The organism is Ralstonia sp. 22086, from assembly GCF_052045975.1.
Classification (GTDB): domain Bacteria; phylum Pseudomonadota; class Gammaproteobacteria; order Burkholderiales; family Burkholderiaceae; genus Ralstonia; species Ralstonia wenshanensis.
The window spans coordinates 878,086-894,014 of sequence record NZ_JBQEPZ010000001.1; the positions used below are offsets into that span (position 1 = coordinate 878,086).

Genomic DNA, 15,929 nt, shown 5'->3' on the forward strand with positions numbered 1-15,929 from the left:
CGGTGTGTCACCGGCGCATGCTGTGCGGGTCGGCCAATGAACTGTAGGGCCGCCGCAGTGCAGAAATGCAAATGATTGAAAAGGAAATGTGGCAAAGGCCACACGAGACCGCGATGGCCTCAGGCGTCGTGGCGATGCGCCGCGCGCGGCAGCCACAGCGTGAAGGTGGAACCGAGCCCCGGCGCGCTCTGCACGGCAATCCGGCCGCCGTGGCGGTCGACCACTGTCTTCACGAATACAAGACCCAGTCCACTGCCGGACGGCGCATTGGCCGCGCCCTCATGCAAGCGGTGGAACGGCTGGAACAACCGCGGCTGATCGTCCAGGGTAATGCCCGCGCCCTGGTCGGCCACGGCCACCGAGAACATCGCCTCGTCCTGTTTGACCGACACGGTGACGACTGAACCCGCCGCGCTGAACTTGATGGCGTTGTTTAGCAGATTCACCAGCGCGCGCACCAGCAAGCGTGGCTCGCCCCGCACGGCCGCTTCGATGTCGGCCACCACGCGCACTTCCACCTGGTGACGATTCGCGAGCGGCCAGACCTCATCGGCAGCATCGAGCACGAGGCCGATCAGATCCACGTCCACCAGCTTGAGTGTTTGCGATTCGGCGCGCGCCAGATCGATAAAGGCATCGGCCAGTTCAAGCGTGCGCGACGACAGCTGCCCGATGCGCGCGAGCAGCGCTTCGCGATCCAACGCGCGCGATGCGTCGCGCTGCAGTTCGATCAGCGCGAGGATGGCGCTCTGCGGCGAACGCATGTCGTGCGAGATGAACCGCAGCGCTTCTTCGCGATGACGCTCGGCCTGACGCACGGGGGTGATGTCGGCAAAACTGACGATGATGTCGACGGGGCGGCCCGCTTCGTCCCGCAACGCGGCGGCGTGCATCAACATCGAGCGGCCGTCGTGCGTTTGCAGCTCGACAGGTTCGAGCCCGGTGGGATTGGCCAGCCAGCGTGCCCAGTAGTGCTCACCGGCGGCGGGGTCGGGAAACGCACGCGCCAACAGCGTCGGCAGGTCGCGCAATGCGGCCGCGCGATTCTGACCGGGCGTCTGCAGCTGGCCGGCCAGATCTGCACTGCGGCCATTCGCCAGGCGGATCGTGCCGTCATGCGTGCAGATGACCGTGGCATCGGGCAGGCTCTCGAGCGCATCGGCCAGGAAGCGGCGCAGCCCGCGCAGCTTATCGGTGAGCGAGGCGACGGCATCCATGTGCGCACCGAGGGTGGGGCCTGTGCGGGCGAGCGGCGCGGCATCGGCCAGCAGGCCAGGCTCGCGCGCCAGACGCTGCATCTCGTCACGCAGGAAGCGCAACGCGGCTTCCTGCTGGCGCCAGCTCCACAGCGGATACAACACCAGCGGGCCGACCAACGCGGCAAACGGTGGCAGCCAGCGATTGCCGAACACCAGCGCGCCGATCGCGCTTAACAACAACACGGCGGCACCCGCCACCGCCACGGCAAGCGCCATCCTTGGCGTGAGCCAACGCACCGCAAACGCGGTCATCAGCAAGGGAAGCAGCGTCATCGCCCAGAACACGCCGGGTGGCGCCGGCAGGATGGCACTGCCGTCGAGTACGGTCTGCGTGGCATTGGCCAGCACCTCCACACCGCTCATCGTGCGCGACGGGGGCGTCGCAAAAATATCGGATACGCCGGATGCCGTTGCCCCGATCAGCACCAGCTTGCCGGCAAGCGCCTCGGGCGGCACGTGGCCGTTAAGCACGTCCACAGCCGGCACATGCCGGTATGTACCGGCCGGCCCCGCAAAATTCAGGCGGATATGCGCACGGCGCGTCCAGCCGCTGGCGTCGGTCTCTACATCAGGCAGCGCAGATATGGAGGGCGGCGGTTGGAGCGCCTGTCGCGCGAGCTGCACGGCAAGATGGTCCAGCACATGCGCACGCGGACCCTCGGCCAGATACATGCCACGCACGACGCTATCCGCATCGGGGGCAGCATTGATATGCGCGACAGACGCGTTGATACCGAGGAACGGATAGTGATATACGCGTCCGTGCTCCGTGCGCTCGGGTAGCGCCGGCAGGATGACGTGTCCAGCCTGCTCGATGGCGGCGGTCAATGCCCGATCGCCTTCGGGCTGCACAAGATCGGGTTCGATCAGCAGAATATCGACACCGATGGCACGTGGCTGCGCCTGCCCCACGCGCGCAATCAGATCGGCCAGCCGGGCGCGCGGCCAGGGCCAGCGCCCCACTGCATCGAGACTTTGGTCATCAATGGCAACGATGACGATATCGTCGCGCGGCGCATGCCCGTGCAGCGTGACGGCGGTGTCGTACAGCGCCGCATCGAGCCGCCCGACCACGCTCCAGCGCACCGCACCCAACGTCAGCAGCGCAGCCAGCGCCACCAGCACGACCCACTCCACCAGAGCGCGCCGCCCAAGGCTGCGCACGTCCGATTTGGCGGGCACGGGTTCAGTCATTGAGAAGCAGATTGCCGCCGCCGCTCTGCACCGGGCTGCGAGCGGAATCACCGACGAAGGTGCCGACGTCAATGCGCTGCGGCTTGGCGTAGACCACCGATGCCGCATCGCCGAGATCTACGCCAGTGCGGATGTAATAGACGCCCGACGGCGGCCGCGGAATGGAGGCCTCGTTGCCTTCGCTCACGATGTCGGCGATGGGCTTGGCGAAGCTTGTGTCACCCGCCAGTTGCACACGCGTGCGCCCACCAGATGCGGCTAGCTCGGGCGACAGCGCAGACCAGTGGGCATGCAGCTTGCCATCATTGCCGGCTTCCACTGCGGCTGTCGGTACGGCATCTGGCGGAATGTCGAGCACGCGAAAACGCAGCGCATCGCTCCACGGGCCAGTTTTACCGTCTGCGGCCACAGAGCGCACACGCCACCACCATGTGCCGGCCGTCAGTGGCTTGGTCAGACGCACATCTTTGCCATGTTGCTGGACGGCAGGCGAGGTGAAGGTTTCGGTGCCGGCCACTTCCATGTCGTAGCTGCCGGCATCGGACACGGCAGCCCATGCGAATGCCACGTCGCCGCTGCGGTAGGTCCGGCCGCTGGCGGGCTGGATCGTATAGGGCGCTTCGGGGTGCAGGCGCACGGTGAACGGCCGCGTGGCCGACTCGCTTGTCAGCCCGAGCGCATCGATGCTTTGCACGACGAGCGTGTAGTCGCCGTCCTCATCGCCGCAGAGCGTTACTGCGGGCGTCTTGCTCGATTGGTAGGCGCTGAGTTCGGTCAGCGCGGCATCGCGTGCCACGGCAGCGCGATAGCCGACCGCGCCCTTGACCGGCTGCCACGTCGCGCGCAGGCACGGCGTCTGCACAAGCTGGGGGATGGCGTCGAGAATTGGCGCAGCAGGCAGCGCTGCGCGCTTGAGGTGTCCATCCGATGCCTGCACGCCAAAGCCGGCCTTGACCGCCTGCTTCTGACGACCGGCGCGCGTGGCCACCTCACCTTCGAGCACGGAACTCGTCGACACGGCGTCGCTTGCCTGCACGCGGAAACGCGTACCGCGCACACCTGTCACCAGCGCCGGCGTGGAAATCTCGTACCGGCCCACGCCGGTTTTTCTGGGCGAGACGTTGGATTCGGCCTCGCCCTGCTTCACGTGCACACGCACATCGATCAGCCCGGCACGCGCAAACGCGCGCACACGCGACAGCGCCACGTGGCTGCCCGGCGGGACCGTCACGCGCGTGCCGTCATCAAATGCCAGCGTCACGGCGCCCTTGTCGCCGGTATCAATCTGCGACGCTTCTGCGAGCCTCATGCCCGTTTGCAGCGGCTTGCCGCCGGTCGTTGCATCGCGCGCAAACACGACCTGCGCCGTGGCGGGCACCACCGGAATGCGATCGAACGGAATGCGCAGCAGCGAGCCGGGTTTCAGCCGATACGGATCGGCGACATGGTTGCGCTGCTGCAGCAGGCGCCAGCCATCGACGCTGTCCATGTAACGTTCCGCGAGGTTGATCAACGTATCGCCTTGCCGCACGCGATAGAGGAAATCGCTGCCGTCGGCGCCGGAAGGCTGGGCCATGGCCGCCTGCCACACGCCGCCAAAAAGAACGAGCGCGCCGACAAACGCGGCGCGCCCAATCAAACCACTCCAAATTGCGTCAGCTTGCTTCACCATCTTCCTGCGTGGTTTCGAGCCGATAGCCATGCGAGTACACCGAGACCAGTCGCACGCCATTCTTCTGATTGAGATCGAGTTTGAGCCGAAGCTTTGAAATGTGCGTGGCGAGCGTGCGCGAATCCGGGCCAATGCTGCGACCCCAGACTGCCTGCTCAATCAGTTCTCGCGGCACCAGCTTGCCGACATTGCGGAACAGGTACAGCCCAAGATCAAACTCGCGCGGCGACAGCTCGACCTGCGAGCCATTCAACGTCAGCACGCGCCCGACCGGGTCCACCGCGTACGGGCCGACGCGAATGCGTTCGAGCGATTCGCTCGTGCGCGGCGCGGCGCGACGCAGCAGCGCACCGACGCGCGCTACCAGCTCGGCGCGGCGCACCGGCTTGACGACGTAATCATCGGCGCCGGCGGCCAGCCCGCGCACCACGTCGTCTTCGAGCGATCGGTTGGTCAGGAACAGCACCGGCAGGGCCGGGCCGACCGTCTGCCGCACCCAGCTCACAAGCTGGATGCCACTGATATCGGGCAACTGCCAGTCGAGCAGCAGCAGGTCGAAGGTCCGATCCCGCAGCGCCTTGACGAAGGCATCGCCGTTACTGAAACACTCGCATTCGTATCCGGACGAAACCAGGATCTCTCGGATCAAATCGGACTGCGCCTGGTTGTCTTCTACCGAGGCAATTCGTATCGCCATCTGGATTGCCTTTCCCCGTTTCGGGTCCGGCATCGCTATGCGAAATGCCGGCTCACTCCGTTCGTCGTTGTGATCGGGGTCCCGGACCGGCGCATCGTTGTTCGATCCACCAGCCACCATCGGCGCGGCACGTGTCCGCCGCGCAAGACCTTACCCACGCCCCGCCAGCATGTGTGGCACGCCGGCTTGAGCCCAGCTCATGCTAAAAGGCCGCCTCTGTCATATTGCAAACAATTGTGAAAAGCTAAGCGCAGAGCCGGGTTTCCTTGGCGTTCTATCATTTTTTATCGCGCCATTACAAGGTGCGAGGCCTCAGGAAGTATAGGAGCCGACCAACGGGCTGGAGGCCCTACCGGGTATACGCTGCCTCCAGGTCCTCGTTGCAGAACCTGCCGCTAGCTGTCTCGCTTGCGCGTCCAAGCCGCGGTCGCCGCCCAGAACACCAGCGCCGCCAAGCTGAGAGCGGCCCCCAGAACACACACCCCTGACCAGCCGGCCGACGCATACACCAGCGTCGAAGTCACCGCTCCGAACCCACTGCCCGCCGCATAGAACAGCATGTAGGCGCCCACCAGCCGGCTGTGCGCCTCTGGCTGCAAGCGAAAAATCAGACTCTGGTTGAGCACGTGCACCGCTTGCCCACCCAGGTCCAACAGAATCACGCCGGCGATCAACCACGCCAGATGCTGCAATCCGAGACCGAGCGGCCACCACGCGAGCAGCAACAAACCCAAGGCGACGCCCGTCGCCATCTGCGCCCAACCACGGTCCGCCAGATGCCCGGCTCGCGCGGCAGCCACCGCACCAATCGCACCGACCAAACCGAATGCTCCAATGCCTGCCGGCGAGAACGCATAGGGCGGCGCACTCAGAGCCAGCGCCATCGCGCTCCAGAAGACATTGAACGCCGCGAACATCAACAAACCGATCAGGCCGCGCGCCTGCAACACCCGTTCGGTCTTCAGAAGTTGCCACATCGAGCGCAGGAGCGCCGTATATCTCATGGGCGAAAGCGCAGTCGGCGGTGCCGGTAGTGAGCGCCAGAGCATAAACACCATCGCTGCCGAGAGACCGGCTGACACCATATAGACGGCACGCCAGCCTGCGGCATCCGCAATCAAGCCCGCCGCGGCGCGCGCCAGCAAGAGACCGATCACGACCCCACCCTGCACCGCACCCACCACACGCCCGCGCTCCGCCGATTGCGCCAACGCGGCGGCGCAGGCGATCAGTCCTTGCGTCATCGCTGTGCCCAGCAAACCAACGGAAAACATGCCAAGCAGCAACCACCAGCGCACCGGTGCAAGCGCTACCGCGAGCAACGCCAGCGTGAGCAAGACGAGCTGCACCAGAAGCAGCGGCTTGCGCGGCCAGCGATCCCCTAACGGCACGACTAGCGCCAGGGCAAGTGCGCAGCCAGCCTGCGTTGCACCGATGATGCCGCCGGCCCAGGCATCGCTGAGCGCAAAGTCACGGGCCAGCGGATCGAGCAGCGGCTGGGCAAAGTAGACGTTCGACACGCTAGCCGCTGCGCAGAGCGCCAGCATGGCAACCCACGCGTGCGGCAACGCCCGGGAGGGGCTGGCACGCCCGGTAGACGAATGCTCGGCAACACAATCAGGGGGCATCCGCTACCTTACTTGGTTTTAATTTAAAACCACTTGAGTCTAGGCAACCTGGTTTTCTTATGCAACTACTTGGCTGAAGGGATTGGCTGGCGACGCCGATGGGCGGCTGCATCAACGCTGAGGTGTGCGCTGTCCAAACAGAAGAATGCACGGCGAGGAACGCTCAGCCCGAAGCACGCGCATCGCGCACGTTGAAAAAACAAAAAGCCCCGAACCAGTCGGGGCTTTTCTCTTGCGTTCTGGAGGCGGAGGCCGGAATCGAACCGGCGTACACGGCTTTGCAGGCCGCTGCATAACCACTTTGCTACCCCGCCAGGGGCTCAGCACCGCATTGTAGCAATTCGTGGAGAACCGCGTGCTTGCCGTGCCGATAAAGAAAAAGGGAAGCAAGGCTTCCCTTCGGGATTGGAGCGGGAAACGAGGCTCGAACTCGCGACCTCAACCTTGGCAAGGTTGCGCTCTACCAACTGAGCTATTCCCGCGTAACCGGTTATGCCGCCGCGCCATCACATCAACACGGCCACATATTTAAAACTGGAGCGGGAAACGAGGCTCGAACTCGCGACCTCAACCTTGGCAAGGTTGCGCTCTACCAACTGAGCTATTCCCGCATTTTGGCTACCAGCACTGCCGTACAACCTTTGTGCTGCCAGACCGTTTGCGTCACATCACTGCAACGCGAGAACGAGATTATGGCAAAGAAGAATCGTCCTCGTCAACAGTTTTGCTCAAGAGTTTTTACAGCCTCATTTTGCGCGCTCGCGAATCTGCGGCCAGGCGAGCTTCATGTAGTACGCCATCGACCACAGCGTAAGCACCGCCGCCACGTAAATCAGCCACGTGCCCCACACCTGCGCGTCGATCATGTCGAACAGGCGGCCCTCGAACAGCAGCAACGGAATCGCAATCATCTGGAAGGTCGTCTTCAGCTTGCCGAGGAAGTTCACGGCCACGCTTTTCGACGCGCCAATTTGGGCCATCCACTCACGCAGGGCGGAGATGGTGATCTCGCGGCCGATGATGACGAGCGCGATGACGTCTGACACGCGGCCCAATGACAGCAGCACCAGCAGCGCCGCGGCCACCATCAGCTTGTCGGCCACGGGATCGAGGAAGGCCCCGAAGGCGGAGGTCTGGTTCCAGCGGCGAGCAAGAAAGCCGTCGAACCAATCGGTGAGGCTTGCGACGATGAAAAACACCGCAGCCGTCAGGTTCTTGGCAGGCAGTGCCATCCAGGTGTCCGGTACGTAGAACACGCCCACCACCAGCGGGATCATGGCCACACGCAACCAGGTCAGGAGGATCGGGAAGTTGAAAGGCATGGCAAATCGAGAGGACAACCGCCGCGCAAGCTCGGACCCACGCGACAAGATGGGGCATTGTCGCCGATCAATGCAGCTGACGGTAGATTTCTTCGGCCAGGGTCTGCGAGATGCCTTCCACCGTGGCAAGTTCATCGACGCTCGCCGCCATCACGCCACGCAGGCCACCAAAGCGCGCCAGCAAACGCTGCCGACGCTTTGCGCCAATGCCTTCGATCTCTTCCAGCCGTGACGTGTTGCGCGCCTTGGCCCGCTTGGCGCGCATGCCGGTGATGGCAAAGCGGTGCGCTTCATCGCGAATCTGCGCGACGAGCATCAGCGCGGCACTGCCCTGCCCCAGCTCCAGTGACGGACGGCCATCGGCAAAGATGAGCGTTTCCAGGCCGACCTTGCGTCCCTCGCCCTTGGCCACGCCGACGAGCAATCCAATATCCAGCCCCAGCTCTTCAAAGACCTGTCGCGCGACTTCCACCTGCCCCTTGCCGCCGTCGATCAGCACGATGCTCGGCATGTTGGGGGCGTCCTCGCCAGCTTGCTCGACGATCTTCTGGTAGCGGCGCGTGAGAACTTGCCGCATGGCCGCGTAGTCGTCACCGGGGGTGATGTCCTGGATGTTGTAGCGGCGGTATTCGCTGTTTTGCATGGCGTGGCTGTGAAAGACCACGCACGAGGCCTGCGTGGCTTCGCCAGCGGTGTGGCTGATGTCGAAGCACTCGACCCGCAGCGCAGCAAGGTCTTCGAGATCAATGCCGATGGTCTCGGCCAGCGCGAGCGTGCGGGCCTGCTGGCTGCCTTGTTCGGAAAGCCGGCGCATCAGCGACAGCTCAGCGCCCTTCTCCGCCATCTCGAGCCATGCGCGGCGCCCGCCCTGCGGCTGGCGCACAACCGAAACGCGGCGCCCGGCCTGCTCGGCCAACGCGTCGATCAGCTCGGTTGCGTGAATCTGATGACTGACCACCAGCACCGGCGGCACAAACTGATCGAGATAGTGCTGCGCAACGAAGGCTTCGAGGATGTCGCTGGCCATGCGTTCGGCATCGCGCGGCGCTTCTGCCGCCGGCTCGCCGTCGGCTTCCACATCCACGCCGACAATCGCGGCACCCTCTTCCACGTGCGTTGGAAAGTAAGCCTTGTCACCCAGGTGGCGCCCGCCGCGCACCATCGCGAGGTTCACGCAGGCGTGGCCGCCCTTGATGGCAACGGCCAGGATGTCGATGTCGCTGGCGTGGCCGACTTCTTCCACAGACTGCTGCTTGAGCACCGTCGACAACGCGCCGATCTGGTCGCGCACGATGGCGGCCTGCTCGAACGCCAGCGACTCGGCGTAGCGCTGCATCTTGTCCTGCAGCGTCTGCATGACCTCGTCCTGACGGCCTTGCAGGAAGCCGGCCGCATTGGCGACGTCACGCGCGTAATCCTCTGCGCTGATCGCTTGCACGCACGGGCCGCTGCAGCGATGGATCTGATGCAGCAGGCACGGCCGCGTGCGGTTGTTGAAGACCGTGTCTTCGCACGTGCGGAGCTGGAACACCTTCTGCAGGATTTGCATGCTCTCGCGCACGGCATGCGCACTCGGGAATGGCCCGAAGTACTGGTGCTTGCGATCGGTCGCGCCGCGGTAATACGCCATGCGCGGATATGCGTGCTGCGTGAGCTTCAGATACGGATACGACTTGTCGTCGCGAAACAGGATGTTGTAGCGCGGCGCCAGCGCCTTGATGAGGTTGTTCTCGAGCAGCAGCGCTTCAGCCTCGCTGCGCACCACGGTGGTGTCGATGCGCGCGATCTTCGCCACCATCATCGCGATGCGCGGCGAAAGCAGCGTTTTGTTGAAGTAGCTCGACACGCGCTTCTTGAGGTCGCGTGCCTTGCCCACATAGAGCACGTTGCCCTGCGCATCAAAGTAGCGATACACGCCCGGCAGGTTCGGCAGGCGCGCGATGTGCGCTTTCGCGTCGAATTCGGGCGCAGTTGCGGGCGCGCTGGGCTCAACGCTCTCGGGCGTCTCAGGGGGCTGGGGTTGCGTGGGGTCGGACGACATGGCGTTCGCGGGATCAGAGGCCGTCAGTTTAGAACAAGCCGCCGACTACAATGTCGGCCCATCTTCTTCGTTGCCCGGCTGGCCTTCCTGCATGCGCACCATCAAATCCTGGGATCTCTTCTGCCGCGTCGTCGACAACTACGGCGACATTGGCGTCTGCTGGCGTCTGGCCCGCCAGCTTGTACAGGAGCACGGCCATACGGTCCGCCTGTGGGTGGACGATCTCCGCTCGTTCGAAAAGCTCTGCCCTGCTGTCGACGCAAAAACCGAGGCACAGCGCGTTTCAGGCGTGGATATTCGCCAATGGATGGACGATGCGCAGGTCGCCAATCTCCTCGCCGCCGATGCGCACCCCGCGTTGCACGACGTGGTGATTGGCGCCTTCGCATGCGCTGTCCCGGAGCCAGTGCTGACGCTCATGGCCGAGCGGGCATCCCAAGGCATGGCACCGGTTTGGATCAACCTGGAATACCTGAGCGCCGAGAACTGGGTGGCCGAGCATCACGCGATGCAGTCGCCACATCTGCGACTGCCGCTCGTCAAACACTTCTTCTTCCCCGGTTTTGCGCGCAACACCGGCGGCGTACTGCGAGAATCGCATCTTGGCGCCCAACGCAAGACGTTCGAGGCAAGCCCCGCCGCCCACCAGGCGTTGTGGCACCGCCTCGGCGTCGACGACGTGATGCGCGACAACCCTGACGCCCTGCGAGTGAGCCTGTTCGCCTATGCCAACCCGGCGCTGCCAACGCTGGTCGCTCAATGGGAAGCATCGCCCCAACCGGTGATCTGCTTGGTCCCGGAGGGCTTGGCCGCCCAGCAGATCGCCGAGCTACTGGGTGACGCCGGTGGCGCCAAGACAGGTGCTCGCTGGACGCGCGGCAACCTGAGCGTAGCCGTCGTGCCATTCGTGCCGCAGGAGCATTACGACCCGCTGCTCTGGGCTTGCGACATCAACTTCGTGCGCGGGGAAGACTCGTTCGTACGGGCTCAATGGGCGCTGAAGCCCTTTGTCTGGCACATCTACCCGCAAAGCGACGACGTGCACCTCACGAAGCTGGACGCATTTCTGGCCCGCTATACCCCCGCCCTGACAGAGGCCGATGCCAAAGCGCTGATCGCCTTCTGGCACGCCTGGAATGGTGCGCCGGCGTCACTCAACTGGGCGGACTTTGCTGCCACCGCAGAGCACCTGCGCGCACGAGCCGTCACGTGGGAGCAAAGCTTGATGCAACTAGGCGATCTCGCCGCGAATTTGGTGGCATTTTGCGAAAAACAGGTAAAATAGCGGGCTGATCTGTATGCGACCCCCGGCTCTGACCTGGTTCGCGCGGCCCGGAGGGTATCGCGCGGTGCTTCGTTGCTTGGCGCGCATCGAACCCTCTTACTCTCAGGAAATTTGAAATGGCTTTGAAAATCGCGCAAGAACTCCGCGCTGGCAACGTGTTCATGATCGGCAACGACGCGATGGTCGTGCTCAAGACCGAGTACAGCCGTTCGGGCCGTTCGGGCGCCGTCGTCAAGATGAAGTACAAGAACCTGCTGACGGGCGCAGGCGGCGAGTCGGTGTTCAACGCCGACGACAAGATGGACCAAGTCATCCTGGAGAAGAAGGAAGCCGAGTACTCCTACTTCGACGGCACGATGTACGTGTTCATGGACCCGGTCACGTACGAACAGTACAACGTTGAGCCCGCCGCCATGGGCAGCGCACTGAACTACCTGCAAGACGGCATGAAGGTCGAAGTGACGTTCTACAACGAGAACGCCATCTCGGTGGAACTGCCGACCACAGTTGTCCGCGAAATCGTCTACACCGAACCCGCCGTCAAGGGCGACACGTCGTCGGGCAAGGTTCTGAAGGCGGCTCGCATCAACGACAACGAAGAATTCACGATCATGGTCCCGCTGTTCTGCAACATCGGCGAGAAGATCGAAATCGACACGCGTACCGACGAGTACCGTAGCCGCGCCAAGTAAGCTGGCGTCGCAGCAAGAAGAAAGGCTCCCTCGGGAGCCTTTTCTTTTGCGATCAATCTTCTTGGCGTTTCGACGCTACTTGATGAGTTTCGCCTCGCGCAACGTACGCAGCGCCTGCCTGTAAGCCGATTGCTGTTGTAGCTTCGTCCAGTCCTTCACGGCACGACCGCCAAACAGCCGACGCACGCGCCGCTGCGACGCCTTGCCCATCGGCACATCCAACTCGCCGAGCAGTTGATCGGCCTTTTCCGGCGCATTGCAGATCAGCACCATGTCGCAGCCGGCCGTGAGCGCCGCTCGCGCGCCGTCGACGACCGTGCCGGCTACGCTCGCGCCTTCCATGCTCAGGTCATCGCTGAAGATCACGCCGTCGAAGTTGAAATGCGCGCGCAGCATGTCCTGCAGCCAAAAGCGAGAGAAGCCCGCTGGATTCGGATCGACGGCCGAGTAAATCACGTGCGCCGGCATTACCGACTGCAGACCGATTCCCATCCACCCGTACGGCTGCGCGTCGTCAGCGAGGATGGCCTCCAGCGGACGCTCGTCCACCGGTACAGCGATGTGCGAATCCGCCTGGACGTAGCCGTGGCCGGGGAAATGCTTGCCGCAGTTCGACATGCCGGCCAAGCGCAGGCCCAGCGTCAAGTGGTTGGCCAGCATGGTTACCACGCGCGGGTCGCGATGGAACGCGCGATCGCCGATCACACTGCTGCTGCCATAGTCGAGATCGAGCACGGGCGTGAAGCTCAGGTCGATATCGCACGCGCGCAGTTCGGCGGCCAGCACGTAGCCGCAAGCCGTGGCAGCGCGCGTGGCGGCCAGCACGTCGGTGTCCCAGAGCTTGCCCAGCGCGCCCATGGCGGGCAGGTGCGTAAAGCCGTCGGTCTTGGCGCGCTGCACGCGTCCGCCTTCGTGGTCGATGCAAATGAGCACGTCGCTCCGAATCGCGCGAATGGCCTGCGTCAGCGCGGTCAATTGCGCGCGCGATTCGAAGTTGCGCGCGAACAGGATCACGCCACCCGTCAACGGATGGGCAATGCGGCGAACATCGTCGGGGCCAAGTTCAAGGCCGGCAACATCCAGAACGATCGGGCCGGGGTGCTTCTGCTTCTTGGTTTGAGTCATGCGGAGGATTTGGTTTGCAACTCGGCGACGGCGAAGGCGACCGCGTAGTCGCGTTCGTCCGTCACACTGATCTGGATATGAAGGCCGTGCTGCGCAATCCAGTCGGCCAGTTCGCCGCTATAGCGCACGACCGGCTGGCCGGATGGCAAGTTGAGCGTCTGTACCGCCCGCCACGTCATCGGCCAGCGCATGCCGAGGCCGATGGCCTTGGACACGGCCTCTTTGGCGGCAAAGCGCGTGGCGAGAAAGGCAAGGCCGCGCCGCTCAGAGCGCGCCTTGCGGGCGTGGTAGACACGCAGCTCATCGGGGCCCAGCACCTTTTCGGCGAAGCGGCCGTGGGTCCGCTGCATCACGCCGTCGACGCGCTCGATCTGGATGATGTCGGTGCCGATGCCGTAAATCGCACCGGACGCCGCGGCGGCGGCGCGTTCGTTCATACGGGCACGCCGGGGTGAGCGGCCGCCGGCGTGGTGGACGACAGCCGGGCCGCAACCATGATCGCCTTCATCTCACGCACTGCGTTCTGCCAGCCGGCAAACACCGCATGCGCAACGACGGCGTGGCCGATGTTGAGTTCGTGAATGCCAGCAAGGGCCGCAATCGGCTGCACGTTCGTGTAGTGGAGGCCGTGGCCGGCGTTCACGCGCACGCCCCAGCGGATGCCCTCTTCCACCGCCGTTTCGATGCGGACGAGTTCCGCCCGCAACTCGGCATCGTCCGTCGCTTCGGCATAGCGGCCCGTGTGCAGTTCGATGACGGGCGCACCGGCAGCGGCTGCAGCCTCGATCTGTGCGGCATCCGGATCGATGAACAGCGACACGCGGATGCCTGCATCGGCCAGTTGCTTGCAGGCAGCCTGCACCTTGGCAAAACCGCCCACCACGTCCAGACCGCCCTCGGTGGTGACTTCCTGACGGCGCTCGGGCACGAGGCAGACATCCTGCGGGCCGATGTCGCACGCGATGTCGAGCATCTCCTGCGTGACGGCGCACTCCAGGTTCATGCGCGTGCGCAACTGCGGCCGCAGCGCGCGCACATCGGCATCCTTGATGTGGCGGCGATCTTCGCGCAGGTGCAGCGTGATGAGATCAGCGCCGGCTTCTTCAGCCAGCAGCGCCGCGGCGATCGGGTCCGGGTAAGTGGTGCCGCGCGCGTTGCGCAGCGTGGCGACATGGTCGATGTTGATGCCCAGGTCGATGATTCCCGGCGAGGCATGAAAGATCATAGTTTCTGCAAGTCGATCAGGATCTGGCGCGTCGAAAGCGGCGTGCCATGCAAATGATAATGCAGCAGGAAACGCATCAGGCTGCGGCTTTGCTGCGCGGTCGTTGGGCGTGAGGCGTAATCGTCGCGCTCCATGTCGATCAGCGTCTGGCCCCGCAAAACAGGCCAGGACGATGGATCGCTCGGCAGTGTCCGCCGAATGCCGCGCTCCGGGTGATAGACATATTCGGCGTCGGCCTGCACGGGCTCACCGTCGATGCAGCGGTCGAGCTGCGCGGCAAAGCCGGTCTCCCTCAGTAGCACCCGTTCGAACGCGCGCAGCGTGAAGGCAGCAGGTTCACCATGGGCCAGCTTATTGAGCGTTTCGACGTAATGTGCGAACAGTACCGGGTGCCCGTCTTCGCGGGCGACGAATTTGACGAGCAGTTCGTTCAGATAGAAACCGGATAGCAGCCCCTCCCCGCCCAGCGGCAGCATGCCGCCCACCCACTCGGCACGGGTCAGCGTGCGCACATCACCGCGCCCGCTCCAGGAGAGCGACAGCGGCTGGAACGTCTGCAATACCGCACGCAGGGCCGAATGCGGTCGCTTGGCGCCCTTGGCGACCAGGGCCATGCGCCCATAGTCCGGCGTGAAGACATCGATGATGAGGCTGGTTTCCCGATACGGGTAACTGTGCAGCACGAAGGCCGGCTGCGCAGCAACGCGTGTTTCGGAACGCCCGGCAGGAAAGCTTTTGCGCGGCGCGGCGCCGGCTACGCTTTCCTCGGCGAGCCATTCCGCGGCTTCGTCCGGAATCGGATCGGATCGTCCCGCCATCGAGCGTGTGTAGAGTGGCCCGGTTAGGCGGTTACTCGTAGCCGTAGGCGCGCAGGCCGGCTTCGTTGTCGGCCCAACCGCTCTTGACCTTGATCCAGACCTCGAGATACACCTTGCCGTCGAACAGTTTTTCCATGTCCATGCGGGCTTCGGTGGAGATCTGCTTGAGCTTGGCGCCCTTCGCGCCAATGATCATCGCCTTGTGCGCGTCGCGATCGACGAGGATGGTCACGAATACGCGGCGCAGGCGGCCTTCGGTCTCGAATTTGTCGACGATGACCGTGCTGGAATACGGCAGCTCGTCGCCAGTCCAGCGGAACACCTTCTCGCGAACGATTTCTGCGGCCAGGAAGCGCTCGCTCCGATCGGTCAGCGCCTCCGGGTCGTACATGGGTTCGCCTTCCGGCAGATACGGGCGCACGATGCCGAGCAAGCGGTCGATATCGTCACGGTTCTTGGCCGACATCGGTACGATTTCGGCAAACGGAAACACCTGTGCCATGTCCTGCAGGAACACGGCGACCATCTCGGCGCGCGTGTAAGCGTCGAGCCGGTCGACCTTGTTGACGATCAGGATCACGGGCGTCTCGCGCGGCAGCAGCGAGAGCACCTTCTCGTCGTCCGGGCCATAGCGCCCCGCTTCAACCACGAACAACACGGCATCCACCGACGTGAGCGTGGAGGTGACCGCGCGGTTCAGCGAACGGTTCAGCGCCGTGGCGTGACGCGTCTGGAAGCCCGGCGTATCGACGAAGACGAACTGCGCGTCATCCGTCGTCTGAATGCCGGTGATGCGGTGGCGCGTCGTCTGCGCCTTGCGCGACGTGATGCTGACTTTCTGGCCCACCAGGGCATTCATCAGCGTGGATTTGCCGACGTTCGGCCGCCCAACAATGGCGACCATGCCGCAGCGGAACCCCTCCGGCACACCAGATTCTGGCTGCGGAGGCTGCAAGGGGGTGTCGCTCATT

Annotated in this window: 13 protein-coding genes and 3 tRNA genes; 2 read left to right on the plus strand and 14 right to left on the minus strand. The window is 64.2% G+C overall.

Annotated features, from left to right (window positions below):
• Positions 1-119: 119 nt before the first annotated feature.
• The 9 genes from ACTJK6_RS04095 to uvrC form a co-directional block, all read right to left on the minus strand.
• Positions 120-2,453, minus strand: coding sequence for a CHASE2 domain-containing protein (locus tag ACTJK6_RS04095; protein WP_440838396.1), 2,334 nt, complete (start codon positions 2,451-2,453; stop codon positions 120-122).
• Entirely contained in the window at positions 2,446-4,125 is a 1,680-nt protein-coding gene (locus ACTJK6_RS04100) for a FecR family protein (RefSeq protein ID WP_414560416.1), read from the minus strand. Before ACTJK6_RS04100 ends, ACTJK6_RS04095 begins: the two co-directional genes overlap by 8 nt.
• The gene (locus ACTJK6_RS04105) at positions 4,109-4,822 is read right to left on the minus strand and encodes a response regulator transcription factor (RefSeq protein WP_045204378.1); all 714 of its coding nucleotides are present in this window, start codon (positions 4,820-4,822) and stop codon (positions 4,109-4,111) included. Before ACTJK6_RS04105 ends, ACTJK6_RS04100 begins: the two co-directional genes overlap by 17 nt.
• Positions 4,823-5,217: 395 nt before the next feature.
• The gene (locus ACTJK6_RS04110; RefSeq protein ID WP_440838397.1) at positions 5,218-6,450 is read right to left on the minus strand and encodes an MFS transporter; all 1,233 of its coding nucleotides are present in this window, start codon (positions 6,448-6,450) and stop codon (positions 5,218-5,220) included.
• Positions 6,451-6,690: 240 nt separating this feature from the next.
• Positions 6,691-6,764, minus strand: a tRNA-Cys gene (locus ACTJK6_RS04115).
• A 92-nt stretch (positions 6,765-6,856) separates the two neighbouring features.
• Positions 6,857-6,932 (minus strand) — tRNA-Gly (locus ACTJK6_RS04120).
• A gap of 53 nt (positions 6,933-6,985) precedes the next feature.
• Positions 6,986-7,061, minus strand: a tRNA-Gly gene (locus ACTJK6_RS04125).
• A 135-nt stretch (positions 7,062-7,196) separates the two neighbouring features.
• A complete protein-coding gene (gene pgsA / locus ACTJK6_RS04130) occupies positions 7,197-7,772 on the minus strand; it encodes a CDP-diacylglycerol--glycerol-3-phosphate 3-phosphatidyltransferase (protein ID WP_232042414.1) in 576 nt (191 codons plus the stop codon).
• 67 nt (positions 7,773-7,839) lie between these two features.
• Positions 7,840-9,813, minus strand: coding sequence for an excinuclease ABC subunit UvrC (gene uvrC / locus ACTJK6_RS04135; protein WP_440076868.1), 1,974 nt, complete (start codon positions 9,811-9,813; stop codon positions 7,840-7,842).
• A 91-nt stretch (positions 9,814-9,904) separates the two neighbouring features.
• On the opposite strand from uvrC, the gene earP reads away from it, so the two are divergent.
• The gene (gene earP / locus ACTJK6_RS04140) at positions 9,905-11,098 is read left to right on the plus strand and encodes an elongation factor P maturation arginine rhamnosyltransferase EarP (protein ID WP_440838777.1); all 1,194 of its coding nucleotides are present in this window, start codon (positions 9,905-9,907) and stop codon (positions 11,096-11,098) included.
• A 122-nt stretch (positions 11,099-11,220) separates the two neighbouring features.
• Positions 11,221-11,790, plus strand: coding sequence for an elongation factor P (efp, locus tag ACTJK6_RS04145; protein ID WP_024542043.1), 570 nt, complete (start codon positions 11,221-11,223; stop codon positions 11,788-11,790).
• Between the two features lie 75 nt (positions 11,791-11,865).
• On the opposite strand, the gene nagZ is transcribed toward efp, so the two are convergent.
• The 5 genes from nagZ to era are packed head-to-tail and all read right to left on the minus strand — an operon-like array spanning position 11,866 to position 15,928.
• Positions 11,866-12,915, minus strand: coding sequence for a beta-N-acetylhexosaminidase (gene nagZ / locus ACTJK6_RS04150; protein ID WP_316868720.1), 1,050 nt, complete (start codon positions 12,913-12,915; stop codon positions 11,866-11,868).
• On the minus strand, positions 12,912-13,352 hold the full coding sequence (gene acpS / locus ACTJK6_RS04155; RefSeq protein WP_232042411.1) for a holo-ACP synthase: 441 nt from the start codon (positions 13,350-13,352) through the stop codon (positions 12,912-12,914). The genes nagZ and acpS overlap by 4 nt, the downstream gene beginning before the upstream one ends.
• Positions 13,349-14,140, minus strand: a complete 792-nt coding sequence (gene pdxJ / locus ACTJK6_RS04160; protein ID WP_232042410.1) for a pyridoxine 5'-phosphate synthase — start codon at positions 14,138-14,140, stop codon at positions 13,349-13,351. Before pdxJ ends, acpS begins: the two co-directional genes overlap by 4 nt.
• Positions 14,137-14,958, minus strand: coding sequence for a DNA repair protein RecO (gene recO, locus ACTJK6_RS04165; RefSeq protein WP_232042409.1), 822 nt, complete (start codon positions 14,956-14,958; stop codon positions 14,137-14,139). The genes pdxJ and recO overlap by 4 nt, the downstream gene beginning before the upstream one ends.
• Positions 14,959-14,989: 31 nt before the next feature.
• Positions 14,990-15,928: a GTPase Era gene (gene era, locus ACTJK6_RS04170; RefSeq protein ID WP_004635627.1), complete on the minus strand. Its 939-nt coding sequence runs from the start codon at positions 15,926-15,928 to the stop codon at positions 14,990-14,992.
• Position 15,929 lies beyond the last annotated feature (1 nt).

Bases quoted from the DNA above. Each gene is read 5' to 3' on its own strand.
- ACTJK6_RS04095 (WP_440838396.1), bottom strand. From the start codon at position 2,453: ATGACTGAACCCGTGCCCGCCAAATCGGACGTGCGCAGCCTTGGGCGG.
- ACTJK6_RS04100 (WP_414560416.1), bottom strand. From the start codon at position 4,125: ATGGTGAAGCAAGCTGACGCAATTTGGAGTGGTTTGATTGGGCGCGCC.
- ACTJK6_RS04105 (WP_045204378.1), bottom strand. From the start codon at position 4,822: ATGGCGATACGAATTGCCTCGGTAGAAGACAACCAGGCGCAGTCCGAT.
- ACTJK6_RS04110 (WP_440838397.1), bottom strand. From the start codon at position 6,450: ATGCCCCCTGATTGTGTTGCCGAGCATTCGTCTACCGGGCGTGCCAGC.
- pgsA (WP_232042414.1), bottom strand. From the start codon at position 7,772: ATGCCTTTCAACTTCCCGATCCTCCTGACCTGGTTGCGTGTGGCCATG.
- uvrC (WP_440076868.1), bottom strand. From the start codon at position 9,813: ATGTCGTCCGACCCCACGCAACCCCAGCCCCCTGAGACGCCCGAGAGC.
- earP (WP_440838777.1), top strand. From the start codon at position 9,905: ATGCGCACCATCAAATCCTGGGATCTCTTCTGCCGCGTCGTCGACAAC.
- nagZ (WP_316868720.1), bottom strand. From the start codon at position 12,915: ATGACTCAAACCAAGAAGCAGAAGCACCCCGGCCCGATCGTTCTGGAT.
- acpS (WP_232042411.1), bottom strand. From the start codon at position 13,352: ATGAACGAACGCGCCGCCGCCGCGGCGTCCGGTGCGATTTACGGCATC.
- pdxJ (WP_232042410.1), bottom strand. From the start codon at position 14,140: ATGATCTTTCATGCCTCGCCGGGAATCATCGACCTGGGCATCAACATC.
- recO (WP_232042409.1), bottom strand. From the start codon at position 14,958: ATGGCGGGACGATCCGATCCGATTCCGGACGAAGCCGCGGAATGGCTC.
- era (WP_004635627.1), bottom strand. From the start codon at position 15,928: ATGAGCGACACCCCCTTGCAGCCTCCGCAGCCAGAATCTGGTGTGCCG.